This window comes from Mycobacterium sp. ITM-2016-00316, assembly GCF_002968335.2.
Lineage (GTDB): Bacteria > Actinomycetota > Actinomycetes > Mycobacteriales > Mycobacteriaceae > Mycobacterium.
This window is the reverse complement of sequence record NZ_CP134398.1, coordinates 5,391,340-5,404,319: the sequence shown is the minus strand read 5'-3', so window position 1 is coordinate 5,404,319 and position 12,980 is coordinate 5,391,340. Positions and strand designations below refer to the sequence as shown.

The 12,980-nt window shown below is 67.5% G+C and carries 11 protein-coding genes, 1 tRNA gene and 1 pseudogene; 4 read left to right on the top strand and 9 right to left on the bottom strand.

Annotated elements, in window-relative coordinates; genetic code table 11:
- Positions 1-40: 40 nt before the first annotated feature.
- From C6A86_RS26185 to ponA2, 5 genes are all read right to left on the bottom strand, one after another.
- Positions 41-2,470 carry an excinuclease ABC subunit UvrA gene (locus C6A86_RS26185; protein ID WP_158263300.1) on the bottom strand — a complete coding sequence of 810 codons (2,430 nt, stop codon included), beginning with the start codon at positions 2,468-2,470 and terminating at the stop codon, positions 41-43.
- A 313-nt stretch (positions 2,471-2,783) separates the two neighbouring features.
- Positions 2,784-2,857, bottom strand: a tRNA-Pro gene (locus tag C6A86_RS26180).
- 225 nt (positions 2,858-3,082) lie between these two features.
- Positions 3,083-4,183, bottom strand: coding sequence for a PLP-dependent cysteine synthase family protein (locus C6A86_RS26175; protein WP_105364821.1), 1,101 nt, complete (start codon positions 4,181-4,183; stop codon positions 3,083-3,085).
- The gene (locus C6A86_RS26170; protein WP_105364822.1) at positions 4,180-5,127 is read right to left on the bottom strand and encodes a metallophosphoesterase; all 948 of its coding nucleotides are present in this window, start codon (positions 5,125-5,127) and stop codon (positions 4,180-4,182) included. The genes C6A86_RS26175 and C6A86_RS26170 overlap by 4 nt, the downstream gene beginning before the upstream one ends.
- Before the next feature lie 20 nt (positions 5,128-5,147).
- The gene (ponA2, locus tag C6A86_RS26165; RefSeq protein ID WP_311100927.1) at positions 5,148-7,592 is read right to left on the bottom strand and encodes a transglycosylase/D,D-transpeptidase PonA2; all 2,445 of its coding nucleotides are present in this window, start codon (positions 7,590-7,592) and stop codon (positions 5,148-5,150) included.
- A 255-nt stretch (positions 7,593-7,847) separates the two neighbouring features.
- On the opposite strand from ponA2, the gene C6A86_RS26160 reads away from it, so the two are divergent.
- Positions 7,848-8,174 (top strand): WhiB family transcriptional regulator, encoded by a 327-nt coding sequence (locus tag C6A86_RS26160; RefSeq protein WP_057171209.1) that lies wholly within the window; start codon positions 7,848-7,850, stop codon positions 8,172-8,174.
- Here C6A86_RS26160 and C6A86_RS26155 read toward each other — a convergent pair.
- Entirely contained in the window at positions 8,171-9,304 is a 1,134-nt protein-coding gene (locus tag C6A86_RS26155; protein WP_311100926.1) for an ArsA family ATPase, read from the bottom strand. The genes C6A86_RS26160 and C6A86_RS26155 overlap by 4 nt on opposite strands.
- A complete protein-coding gene (locus C6A86_RS26150) occupies positions 9,301-10,329 on the bottom strand; it encodes an ArsA-related P-loop ATPase (RefSeq protein WP_105362053.1) in 1,029 nt (342 codons plus the stop codon). The genes C6A86_RS26155 and C6A86_RS26150 overlap by 4 nt, the downstream gene beginning before the upstream one ends.
- A 48-nt stretch (positions 10,330-10,377) precedes the next feature.
- On the opposite strand from C6A86_RS26150, the gene C6A86_RS26145 reads away from it, so the two are divergent.
- The 3 genes from C6A86_RS26145 to C6A86_RS26135 are packed head-to-tail and all read left to right on the top strand — an operon-like array spanning position 10,378 to position 11,776.
- Positions 10,378-10,539, top strand: coding sequence for a hypothetical protein (locus C6A86_RS26145; RefSeq protein WP_105362063.1), 162 nt, complete (start codon positions 10,378-10,380; stop codon positions 10,537-10,539).
- Entirely contained in the window at positions 10,536-10,994 is a 459-nt protein-coding gene (locus C6A86_RS26140) for a RidA family protein (RefSeq protein ID WP_105362054.1), read from the top strand. The genes C6A86_RS26145 and C6A86_RS26140 overlap by 4 nt, the downstream gene beginning before the upstream one ends.
- A gap of 50 nt (positions 10,995-11,044) precedes the next feature.
- Complete coding sequence (locus C6A86_RS26135; RefSeq protein WP_233212893.1) at positions 11,045-11,776, top strand: MBL fold metallo-hydrolase; 732 nt, start codon at positions 11,045-11,047, stop codon at positions 11,774-11,776.
- A gap of 72 nt (positions 11,777-11,848) precedes the next feature.
- Here the strand turns inward: C6A86_RS26135 and crp are convergent, their stop codons facing one another.
- Together crp and C6A86_RS29230 are read right to left on the bottom strand one after the other, a co-directional pair.
- On the bottom strand, positions 11,849-12,523 hold the full coding sequence (crp, locus tag C6A86_RS26130; RefSeq protein WP_019510750.1) for a cAMP-activated global transcriptional regulator CRP: 675 nt from the start codon (positions 12,521-12,523) through the stop codon (positions 11,849-11,851).
- A gap of 287 nt (positions 12,524-12,810) precedes the next feature.
- Positions 12,811-12,892, bottom strand: a pseudogene (locus C6A86_RS29230) (hypothetical protein); the annotation flags it as partial.
- Between the last annotated feature and the right edge of the window lie 88 nt (positions 12,893-12,980).

The window sequence follows — 12,980 nt, the reverse complement described above, 5'->3', positions numbered from 1 at the left end:
GCTGAGTCCGACAGCTGTATGTCAACACGCTTCGTGGTCGCTACTGCCCCGGCCCGTGTCGTCCGCGAAGGTGAACCCGATCGAGGTAGCGCCCGGTGACACTTGCGGTGGATTCGGCGATCTCGGCCGGTGTGCCGGTGGCGACGATGGTGCCGCCAGCGGCGCCACCACCGGGACCCATATCGATGACGTAGTCCGCGTTGGCGATCATGTCGAGGTCGTGTTCGATGACGACAACGGTGGCACCCTTCGCGCCGAGGCGGTCGATGACAGCGAGCAGGACGCGGACGTCGAGGGGGTGCAGTCCGACGCTGGGTTCGTCGAGGACGAACAGTGCATCGGATTGCTTGCGGCCGAGTTCTGTTGCGAGCTTGAGCCGTTGCGCCTCGCCGCCCGAGAGTGCCGGAGTGTCCTCACCGAGCGTGAGATAACCCAGCCCGAGATCGATCAGGGTCTGCAACCTGCGGTGCACCTTCGGCAGATCGCCGGTGACCTCGATCGCCTGCTTCACGGTGAGCGCGAGGAGTTCGGGCAGCGCGAGCCCACCCTCGGTCTCGCGTCGGAAGTCGAGTGCCGCCGGCGCGTAACGGCTGCCGTCGCAGTCGGGGCAGGGGATGTCGACGTCGGGGAGGAATTGGACGTCGAGCGAGATCTGCCCCGTGCCCTCGCAGCGCGGACACCGCAGAGAGCCGGTGTTGTACGAGAAGTCCGACGCTGTCAGGCCGCGGCGGCGCGCCTCGCCGAGGGAGGCGTAGACACGGCGCAGGTCGTCGAGCACTCCGCTGTAGGTGGCGACGGTGGACCGCACGTTGGTGCCGATCGGCGTGGCGTCGACGACGTTGACCCGCGCGATGCCCGACGGGTCGACCGATGCGACGTGCGCAGGTGGTGCGTCACCGGTCGCGGCGGCCCGCAGCGCCGGTACGAGGCTCTCCAGGACGAGCGTGGTCTTGCCGGATCCGGACACCCCGGTGACGGCGGTGAGCCGGCCCTTCGGGATCTCGACGTCGAGTGCGTGCACGGTGTGCAGCGGGCGGGTGGCCAGACGAATCGTGCCGTCGGCGAACAGCTTCGGCGAATTCACCGTGGCGCGCACGCGGACCGGTTCGGTACCGTCGAGGAATCCGGCGATCAGCGACGACGGGTTGGCCACCAGATCGTCGAGTGTGCCCTCGGCCAGAACAGTGCCACCCTCGCTGCCAGATCCGGGGCCGATCTCGATGAACCAGTCGGCTTTCCGCAGGACCTGGACGTCGTGGTCGACCAGGACGACGGAGTTCCCGTCGCGCAGCAGGTCGCGGATGACGCCGTTGAGGCCGTCGATATTGGACGGATGCAGACCGATGGATGGCTCATCGAGGACGTAGAGCACCCCGGTGGTCTGGTTGCGGACCGCTCGGGACAGCGCTACCCGTTGCCGCTCACCGGTGGACAGCGTGGAACTGGGCCGGTCCAGCCCGAGATAGCCGAGACCCAGTTCGACGAGCCGCTCCGCCATCTCCAGCAGCTGCGCGACGATGGTGGCCGCCATCGATCGCATGTCGGCGGGCAGGGTGTCGACCACCGACGGTGCCCAGGCGATCACCTCGTCGAGCGTCTTTGCCGTCGCCTCGGCCAGATTGATCCCGGTGACCCGAGGTGCGAGCGCCCGCTCGCTCAGCCGGGTGCCGTGGCACGTCGGGCAGGTGCCGGTGTGGATGAACTTGTTGACCCGATTGATGCCGCCTTCGCTGGCGGCCTTGTCGAGCGCCTCCTGCACGGCGAGGCGGGCGTTGCGGTAGGTGAAGTTGACCTCGAACAGCTTGCCGCTCTTCGACGGCACCGTGATGCGGTGCTTCTCGGCGGGGCCGTGCAGGACGACGTCCCGTTCGGCGTCGGTGAGATCACGGTAGGGCACGTCGGTGCGAACGCCGAGTTCGCCCACCATCTGCGGCATGACGGTGAGGCCCATCATCTTCCACGGGGCCACCGCGCCGTCGGCGATCGTGCGCGAGGGGTCGGGGACCAGCAGGGCGTCATCGATCTCCCGCACGACCCCCAGGCCGCCGCAGGTCGGGCATGCCCCGTCGGAGTTGAAGGCCAGCGCTTCGGCGCCCACCGGGCTGAACGTGACGTCGCAGACCGGACAGGTCAGGTCCAGGCCGGCGGCGACGTCGATGGTCGGCTTCTGGCGATGACCGTTGGGGCAGAGGTGTTCGGACAGGCGGGAGAACAACAGGCGCAGGACGTTGAGGAGTTCGGTCGAGGTGCCGAAGGTGCTGCGGGCGCCGGGGACGCCCGGTCGCTGCCGCAGGGCCAGCGCGGCGGGCACGTGACGGACGCTGTCGACGGTGGCCTTGGTGGCGTGCGACATCCTGCGTCGCGTGTAGGTCGACAACGCCTCGATGTAGCGACGGGAACCCTCGGCGTACAGGACTCCCATCGCCAGCGACGACTTGCCCGATCCGGAAACCCCGGCAATGGCCACCATTTGGTGCAACGGCACGTCGATGTCGACGTGCGCGAGATTGTGCACGCACGCGCCACGCACCTCGATGGTCGTGGGCGCGGCCGACCGCTCGCCGGCGGTGCTCTGCTGTCCGGACACCACACGCCCTTCCACGTCACACGACGGAGGAAGCCTATCGGCAAGTCCCGACACGAGGCCGGGCACACAATCGACCGGGAGTATGGGAACCGCGCCTGTTTGCGCTGACCATAGAGAATCCGCATTGTTGCAGCGAAAAGCAAGAAGGCCCTGAACCGGTTTCCCGGTCAGGGCCTCTCACCTGTTTTCCCACGAGTCGGGGTGGCGGGATTTGAACCCACGACCTCTTCGTCCCGAACGAAGCACGCTACCAAGCTGCGCCACACCCCGCGTGAAGCCACGACAGCGTATCGCACCGGGTGGCCGGAAAGCCAAACGGCTACCGCCGTGCGGGAAGGATGTCGGACCCCGGTGTTGTTATAGACATCAAGGACGCCGGCGGGGGCGGTCCATGACATGAAGTGAGGCAGATATGACCGGGTTGGGAGCGTCGATCTACATCGGGTTCTTCGTCCTGGCTGCGCTCTGGCTGTACGTGAGCGGGCGGCGCGAGGATCAGGCCCAGCGGCCCGAGGATTCGAACTGGGCCAGCGCCGAGGCCGGTTCCGAGGGGTTCAACCCGTGGCTGGCCAGCCACTCACTGTCGAAGTAGGTATCCGCGTAGCGGTCGCCGCTGTCGGCCAGCAGGGTCACCACCGAGCCGCTGCGTTGCTGGGAGATCATCTCGGCCAGCAGCCGGAACGCACCCCAGATGTTGGTGCCCGTCGACGGGCCCACCCGGCGGCCCAGTACCCGGCCGACGTGATGCGCGGCGGCCACGGACGCCGCATCGGGCACCGTCATCATCCGGTCCACCACGCCCGGTAAGAATGACGGCTCGACCCGCGGCCGGCCGATTCCCTCGATGCGTGAGGACGCCCCGGTCGCGAACGCCGGATCGCGTTGCGCGTAGGACGGGTAGAAGGCCGAGTTCTCGGGGTCGACGACGCACAACCGGGTCCGGTGGCGGCGGTAGCGCAGATAGCGGCCGATGGTGGCACTGGTGCCTCCCGTCCCGGCGCCCACCACGATCCAGTCCGGCACGGGGTGCGTCTCCTGGCACAGCTGGTCGAAGATCGATTCGGCGATGTTGTTGTTGCCACGCCAGTCGGTGGCACGTTCGGCGTTGGTGAACTGATCCAGGTAATGCCCACCGGTCTGTTCCGCCAGCCGTTCGGCCTCCGCGTACACCTGGGCCGATGTCGCGACGAAATGGCAACGCCCACCTTGGGATTCGATGAGTGCGATCTTCGACGCGCTCGTGGAGGACGGCATCACCGCGATGAACGGCACGCCCAGAAGAGCGGCGAAATACGCCTCGGACACCGCGGTGGATCCCGACGATGCCTCGATGACGGTGGTGCCCTCACCGATCCAGCCGTTGCACAGCGCGTAGAGGAACAGCGAGCGCGCCAACCGGTGCTTGAGGCTGCCGGTGATGTGCGTCGTCTCGTCCTTGAGATACAGCTGAACGTCGAACTCGTCGGCCCACGCCGGCAGCGGATAGCGCAGCAGGTGGGTGTCGGCGCTGCGGCGTGCGTCGGCCTCGATCAACCGGACGGCATTGTCCACCCAGTCTCGAGGCCCGCCACAGGCGATATCGCCCTCGACGCTCACCGGGCCGATACGGTCGGATGTGCTTGTCCGGCACGGGTACCCAGCAGCGAGTTCTTGGTGGGCGTGGCCACCAAGGTCAGCAGCGTGGCCTCCGGCCGGCAGCAGAACCGCACCGGTGCGTACGGGGAGGTACCGATGCCCGCGGACACATGCAGTTTCATATCCGCGCCCCACTGCGACGGGCCCTTGGCGCGGGTGCGGTCCAGTTCGCAGTTTGTCGCGACGGCACCGTAGAACGGCAGGCACAGTTGACCGCCGTGCGTGTGCCCGGCCATCACCAGCTGGTAGCCGTCGGCGGCGAACCGGTCGAGCACCCACGGCTCGGGGGAGTGGGTGACGCCCAGCGACAGGTTCGCGGTCGGGCTGGGGGCTCCGGCGATGGTCTCGTAGCGGTCCCGCTTGAGGTGCGGGTCGTCCACCCCGGCCGCGGCGATCCGCAGCCCGGCGACATCGAACTCGCGGCGGGTGTGCGTCATGTCCAGCCAGCCCCGCTCGGTGAAGGCCGCCCGCAGGTCCTGCCAGGGCAGCGGGTCACCGTGGATCCGGCGCTTCTTGTTGAACAGGTAGTTCGTTGGGTTCTTGGGCCTCGGCGCGAAATAGTCGTTGCTGCCGAACACGAACACCCCGGGCACCGACAACAGATCGCCGAGGGCCTGCACGACGGCGGGTACCGCCTTCTGATGCGACAGGTTGTCCCCGGTGTTGACCACGAAATCCGGCGCCAACGTCGCCAGCTCCCGCAGCCAGGCCTGCTTGCGCCGCTGACGCGGCAGCATGTGCAGGTCGGACAGGTGCAGCACCCGCAATGGCGTCGATCCCGGTGTCAGCACCGGCATCGTCAGTTCCCGAAGTGCGAACGCGTTGCGCTCGATCAACGACGCATAGCCGATGCCTGCGGCCAGGGTGCCGGCGGCGATCGCGGCAGTGTTCTTCAGGTGCGACATGTGAGCAGCTTACTGCTCGATCATGGTGCGGGAGGGGGTGGCGGGGGAGGTGGTGGCCCCAACACCGGCACCGTGATCGGCGGCAGACCGGGAATCTGGATCACCGTCTCGCCGACCGGCGGTGGCAGGCCGGGGATGCCCACCGGCGGCGGCGGTGGGGGCGGCGCGATGCCGTTGCTGGTCTGGATCGTGATGATCGAGCCCGGGATGGTCTGCCCGGACGGCGATGTCCCCACCACGTAACCGGCCGGTGAGGTGCTGTTGACCGGCTGCGGGTCGGCGGCGACCTGGAACCCGGCCTCACGGAGCCGCTGGCGGGCCAGATCGAGGTTCATACCGCCCACGCTGGGCACTCGGGAACCCGGCCCACCCTCGACGTAGCGGGGATCGGTCGGCGGCAGCACCACGGTGTCCGGGGTGATCGGCTTCATCGCCGCGAACCAGGTCCGGGCGGGCTCGTTGCCGCCGAACAGGTTTCCCGAACCGCATTGCCGCAACGGGAACGAGCACAGCTCGCTGGGCGTGGTGGAGTCGTCGTAGATGTAGTTGGCGGCGGCGAACTCACTGGTGAAACCCAGGAAGGCCGAGGAGCGGTTCGATTCGGTGGTGCCGGTCTTGCCGGACATCGGCAGGTTCCAGCCCACCGATCCCGCCGCCGCGGCGGCGGTACCCGCGCCGGTGTCGTCCTTGCTCAGCGCATTGGCCAGCGTGTTGGCCAGGCCCTCGGGCACGACCTGCTCGCAGGTCTCGGTGGTCACCGCGACCTCGGTGCCGTTGCGGTCGAAGACCTTGTCGATCGGATTCGGCGGGCACCAGGTGCCACCCGAGGCGATCGTGGCGGCGACGTTGGACAGCTCGAGCCCGTTGACCTCGATGGGGCCCAGGGTGAACGAGCCGAGGTTCTGCCGTTTCACGAAATCGGCGAGGCTCTCGTTACTGTCCGGGTCGTAGTCGCGGGCGGTACCGGGCAGCGCGTAGGACCGCAGCCCCAGGCGCACCGACATGTCGACGGCCCGCTGCACGCCCACCTGGGAGATCAGCTTCGCAAAGGCAGTGTTCGGGGAGGTGGCCAGCGCGTCGGTGATGTTCATCGAGCCGCTGTAACCACCGGCGTTGCGCACACACCAGGTGGCCGGCGGGCAACCCGGCGAACTGCTGCTGCCCAGTCCCTTGGCCTGGAATGCCGGCGGCACCGGAAGCTGGGTGTCGATGCCCATGCCCATCTCCATGCCGGCGGCGACGGTGAAGATCTTGAACACCGAACCCGCACCGTTTCCGGCCAGCGAGAAGGGCTGCGGCTGCATGGTCTCGCCGGCGTCGGTGTTCAGGCCGTAGGTGCGGTTACTGGCCATCGCCACCACCGGGTGGGCCTCCTTGCCCGGCCTGACGACGCTCATCACGCTGGCGACGCCGGTGATATCCGACGGGGCGTACTGGTTCACGGCCGATTTGATGTTGGCCTGTACATCGGGATCCAGCGTCGTCTTGATCAGATATCCGCCCTTGGCGATCTGCTCCTTGCTGATTCCGGCGCGCGCCAGGTAGTCCAGCGCGTAGTCGCAGAAGAAGGCGCGGTCCCCGGCCGCGATGCACCCGCGCGGCAACTCGTTGGGCGTCGGCAGCACGCCGAGTGGTTCCAGCTTGGCCGCGCGCAGCGCCTCGGCTTCCTGCGGCACGTTCTCGATCATGGTGTCCAGCACCAGGTTCCGGCGGGCCAGCGCACCCTCGGGGTTGGTGTAGGGGTTCAGCACGCTGGTCGACTGAACCATGCCGGCCAGCAGCGCGGCCTGCTGCCAGTTCAGCTCGGAGGCGTTGACCCCGAAGTAGGTCTGAGCGGCGTCCTGGACGCCGAAGGCGCCGTTACCGAAGGACACCAGGTTCAGGTACCGGGTCAGGATCTCCGGTTTGGTGAGCGTCTTGTCCAGCGTCAGCGCCATCCGGATCTCGCGCAGCTTGCGGGCCGGGGTGGTCTCGATGGCCGCGCGCTTCTCGGCGTCGGTCTGGGCGACCACCAGCAGTTGATAGTTCTTCACGTACTGCTGCTCGATGGTGGAACCGCCACGGGTGTCCAGGTTGCCGGAGAGGTAACCGGACAGGCCGGTCAGCGTGCCCTGCCAGTCCACACCGTTGTGCTCGGCGAACCGTTTGTCCTCGATGGAGACGATCGCCAGCTTCATGGCGTTGGCGATCTGATCGGTGGGCACCTCGAAGCGGCGCTGCGTGTACAGCCAGGCGATCGGGTTGCCGCGGGCGTCGGTCATCGTCGACACCGCCGGGATGTCACCCTCGACCAACTGCGCCGATCCGTTGGCGACCACATCGGAGGCCCGGTTGGACATCAGGCCTATCCCGCCGACGACCGGGAACATCAATCCGGCGGCGATGACGGCGGCCAGCAGACAGCACCACATCAGTTTGATGACCGTCACCGCTACCGGGGGACGTGTCGGGGGCTGCTCAGGCATGAGTTACAGAGTAGCCAGCGGGTCCAATCGGGGCCCGCGAGCCGGGCGAATGCCGCTTTCGGGGCCCTGACGGCACGGTCGTCCCAAAAAAGCGTGATCTGACTGTTGCGTAAAAGGCCACTGACCACCTAGCTTGGACACACAATGCGATTCAGGTAACACTCTGGACGCAATGTGGCGCAGATTACATCTACGTGTTATGTAGTCCGGACGAAGGGATCGCTGGTGTCAGTCACATCATCTGCCACGCACAAGATTGGCGTTAGCCCCCAACTCCACGCTGCCGCCCCCGGAGCTGAGGCCGAGGCCAGGATCGCGTGGGTTTCGCAGGCGCGCTGCCGGCAGGCAGACCCCGATGAGCTTTTCGTACGCGGAGCCGCCCAGCGCAAGGCGGCAGTCATCTGCCGGCATTGCCCCGTCATCGCCGAATGCGGCGCCGACGCCCTGGACAACAAGGTCGAGTTCGGGGTCTGGGGCGGCATGACCGAGCGCCAGCGCCGCGCCCTGCTCAAGCAGCACCCCGAGGTGGTGTCCTGGGCGGACTTCTTCGCCGCCCAGCGCAAGCACCGCAGCGCGGTCTAGCTCGCCGCGACGCCCGTGAGCTGATCGCCGATGGCGCGCAGCGCTTCCAGATCCGATACGTCGAATGGAAGCGACGGCACCCCGACGATCGCGACATGCGGGTTGGCGCCGGTGAACCGGGACAGCAGCCGCACCTCGCGCTTGGCGGTGGCCGCCCGCGCGGCGTGCACCCGCAGCACCGCAGCGGTCAACCCGCCCGCACCCTGCTCGGCATCGAGCTGATCGGCGGCCTCGGCGGCCTTCTCGCCGGCCAGGCTGGTCAGCGTCGGGTGGGTGCGGTTGAGAATCAGCCCGGCCAGCGGCATCTTCTCCTGCGACAACCGGTCGACAAAGAACGAAGCCTCGCGCAGCGCATCCGGTTCGGCCGCCGACACCACCACGAACTGGGTGCCGCGGCGCTTGAGCAGCTCGTAGGTCTTGTCCGCCTTCTGCCGGAACCCGTCGAAGGTGGCGTCCAGCGCCTGCACGAAACCTGCTGCGTCAGCCAACATCTGGGATCCGAGCACCGTTGACAGTGCCTTCATCGCCAGTCCGACGGCGCCGGTGACGAGCTTGCCGATCCCGCGGCCGGGGGCCAGCAGCAGTCGCCACAGCCGGCTGTCCATGAAGCTGCCGAGCCGTTTGGGTGCGTCCAGGAAGTCCAGCGCGTTGCGCGACGGTGGGGTGTCCACCACGATCAGGTCCCATTTGTCCTCGGCCAGCAGCTGGCCGAGCTTCTCCATCGCCATGTACTCCTGCGTGCCCGCCAGTGAGGTGGCCACCGTCTGGTAGAACTGGTTCTCCAGAATCGCTTCTGCGCGTTCGGAATCCGATGAGTACTGCAGCACCATCTCATCGAAGGTGCGGCGCATGTCGAGCATCATGGCGTGCAGTTCGCCGGTCACCTCGGGGGCCAGCGGCACCCGCTGCGGGTTGTTGCCCAGGCTCTCGATGCCCAGTGCCTGCGCCAGTCGTTTGGCCGGGTCGATGGTCAGCACCACCACGGTGCGGCCACTTTCGGCTGCGCGCAGCGCCATTGCGGCGGCGGTGGTTGTCTTACCGACGCCGCCGGCGCCGCAGCACACGATCACCCGGTTGGCGGTGTCGGCGAGAATCGCACCCAGGTTCAGGGTGGGAGGCGTGGTACTCATCGGACTCCTTGGGCGGCAAGTGCTTCGGCGAGTTCGTACAGACTGCCGAGGTCGACGCCGTCGGCGATGGCGGGAAGTTCCAGCCGGGCCACGTCGAGATCTTCGAGCAGTTCCGCGCTCTCGGCGCGTGCGGCGATCCGGGTGGCATGCTGGATGGACTCGGTGAGCAGTCCGGCGAAATCGCTGTCCGACAACGTGATCCCGGCGGCCTCGAGTCCGGCGCGGACGGCATCGGCGTCGATGTCACCCTCGGCGGCCTTGGTGAGGTCCGCGGCGGACAGGTAGGAGGGGATGTTGCGATTGACGATCACGCTGCCGATGGGCAGATCGAGTTCGCGCAGTTCGCTGATCGCCTCGATGGTCTCCTGCACGGGCAGCGCCTCCAGCAGGGTCACCAGGTGGATGGTGGTCAGATCCGAATGCAGGATCTTGACCACGCCCTCGGCCTGCGAGTGCACCGGACCGCCCTTGGCCAACTCGGACACCGCCTTGGTGACATCGAGAAAGCGTGAGATGCGCCCCGTCGGGGGAGCATCGACCACGATCGCGTCGTAGGCGGTCTGGCCGGTCTTGGCCGGCTTGTCGTTGCGCACCACGATCTCTTTGATCTTGCCGGTGAGCAGCACATCGCGCAGGCCCGGAGCGATCGTGGTGGCGAACTCGACCGCACCGATGCGGCGCATCGCGCGACCGGCGATGCCGAGGTTGTAGAACATGTCGAGGTATTCCAGGAACGCCGCCTCGGTGTCGATGGCCAGCGCGTTGACCTGCCCGCCACCGTCGGCGGTGGCGATCTTGACTTCCTTGTAGGGAAGCGGGGGCACGTCGAAGAGTTGGGCGATGCCTTGGCGTCCTTCGACCTCCACCAGCAGTACCTTGCGGCCCCCGGCGGCCAGCGCCAGTGCCAGCGCCGCCGCGATCGTCGACTTGCCGGTGCCGCCCTTGCCGGTGACGAAGTGCAGCCGTGCCTTGGTCAGGCGGGACGGCCAGCCGACCGGTTTGCGGTCGTTGGATTCTTGTTCCACGCCTGCATGCTATCCATGCGTGAGGGGTGGCCGGATAAGCTCGCCCACATGAGCGAGTTAACCCGTTGGGAATACGCCACAGTTCCGTTGCTGACGCACGCCACCAAGCAGATCCTGGATACCTGGGGTGTCGACGGCTGGGAACTGGTGTCGGTGCTGCCCGGCCCCACCGGTGAGCAGCATGTCGCCTACCTGAAGCGGCCCAAGTGAGCCCCGTCTCGGCAAAGCTGGCCGAGCTCGGCATCGAGCTGCCCGCCGTGGTCGCGCCGCTGGCCGCGTACGTACCCGCGGTGCGCACCGGCAACCTGGTCTACACCGCAGGACAACTGCCGATCAGCGACGGTGCACTGCTGGCGACCGGCAAGGTCGGCGCCGAGGTCACCGCCGAGCAGGCCAAGGACCTGGCCCGCCAATGTGGGCTCAACGCATTGGCGGCCGTGCACGCGCTGGTGGGCATCGACGCGGTCGTCAAGGTGGTCAAGGTCGTCGGCTTCGTGGCCTCGGCGTCCGGATTCGACGGACAGCCCGGCGTCATCAACGGGGCCTCCGAACTGTTCGGTGAGATCTTCGGCGAGGCCGGCGCACACGCGCGCTCCGCGGTCGGGGTGTCCGAGCTGCCCCGCAACGCCCCGGTGGAAGTGGAAGTGATCGTCGAGGTCGCGTGACGACCCATCCCGCGTACGGCGTGCTGAGGCCGGTCTTGGAAACGGAGACTGTGACGGCCTCCGTTTTACTGTGCGACAACCCGGGCATCATGACGCTGGACGGCACCAACACCTGGGTGCTGCGCGGCCCGCGCAGCGACGAGATGGTGATCGTCGATCCCGGCCCCGACGACACCGAGCACATCGAGCGCATCGCGGCACTGGGGAAGATCCCGTTGGTGTTGATCAGTCACAAGCACGGCGACCACACCGACGGTATCGACATGCTGGTGGAGCGCACCGGCGCGGTGGTCCGCGCGGTGGGCAGCGGATTTCTGCGGGGTATGGGCGGACCGCTGACCGACGGCGAGGTGATCGACGCGGCCGGTCTGCGCATCACGGTGATGGCCACGCCCGGCCACACCGTGGACTCGTTGTCGTTCCTCGTCGATGACGCCGTCCTGACCGCCGACACCGTGCTCGGACGCGGCACCACCGTCATCGATGACGAGGACGGAAGTCTGGCGGCCTACCTGGAATCGCTGCGTCGGCTACAGGGGCTGGGGCCGCGCACCGTGCTGCCGGGACACGGCCCCGAACTCGACGATCTGGCCGGTGTCGCCACCGCCTACCTGGCCCATCGCGAACAACGACTCGAACAGGTTCGCGGCGCCCTGCAGGTGCTGGGTGAGGACGCCACCGCGAAGCAGGTCGTCGCCCACGTCTATACCGATGTGGACCAGAAGCTGTGGCCCGCGGCCGAGAAATCGACGCAGGCCCAGCTGGACTACCTACGCAGCTGACTGCCGAAACAGCATTCCAGAAGGCCGGTACTCGGAGTTTTGCGTCTGGAATACAGTCTCGGCGGGAGAACGCTAGCGCGCTCGGCGGGCCAACCGCTCGGAGTCGCTGATCAAGACGCTCTTGCCTTCGAGCCGGATCCAGCCGCGGTGGGCGAAATCGGCCAGCGCCTTGTTCACGGTCTCGCGGGAGGCGCCGACGAGCTGGGCGATCTCTTCCTGCGTCAGGTCGTGGGTCACGCGCAGGGCGCCACCCTCCTGCGTACCGAAGCGCTGGGCCAGCTGCAGCAGCTGCTTGGCGACCCGGCCGGGCACGTCGGTGAAGATCAGGTCGGCCAGGTTGTTGTTGGTGCGGCGCAGGCGGCGGGCCAGCACGCGCAGCAGCTGCTCGGCGATCTCCGGGCGGTCGGCGATCCACGCGCGCAGCGCCTCGCGGTCCATCGAGACCGCACGCACCTCGGTGATCGTGGTGGCACTGGAGGTACGGGGGCCGGGGTCGAAGATCGACAGCTCGCCGAACATGTCGGACGGGCCCATGATCGTCAGCAGGTTCTCCCGGCCGTCAGGGGAACGCCGGCCGATCTTCACCTTGCCGGACGTGATGATGTAGAGCCGGTCACCGGGCTCGCCTTCGGCGAACACCGTGTGTCCGCGCGGAAAGTCGACGGGCTGCAGCTGTTTGGTCAGCGCAGCGACCGCAGTGGGTTCTACCCCTTGGAAGATTCCGGCCCTGGCCAGGATCTCGTCCACGTTGCCCCTCTTAAGCTCATCGGGTGATATGTCATGCGTATCAAACCTGCGGTGGCTGACCGCCTAGCTTGTTAGCGAAATCAGTCTAGAGGTTGGCCCGCCGACGACGAGCCAACGCTACACACGATTGGGCTGGCGAGTCGCAGGAAACTGCGGATTGGCCGTGCTGGACGTCGCCAATCGGGTCGGCAGACCGGTGAACGCCTGCGGTTCGCGGGGGGCCGGGCGTTTGCGTTCCAGCAAATCCGTGCCGACATTGCGGCGCAGCGTCGTGGTCTCCTCGGTCTCCAGGCTTGCCTCCAGGCGCTCGAGCCCGAAGGTCGCCAGCATCAGCAACCCGGGGACGAAGGCGACCAGCAACCAAGACACACAGGTGAGTAAACACGGCGAAGGTCTCAGCGCGATTACGGTTTGTCACCGGTCGGAAGCGGGCTGTTGGGCCCTCTTCCCCGTCGCT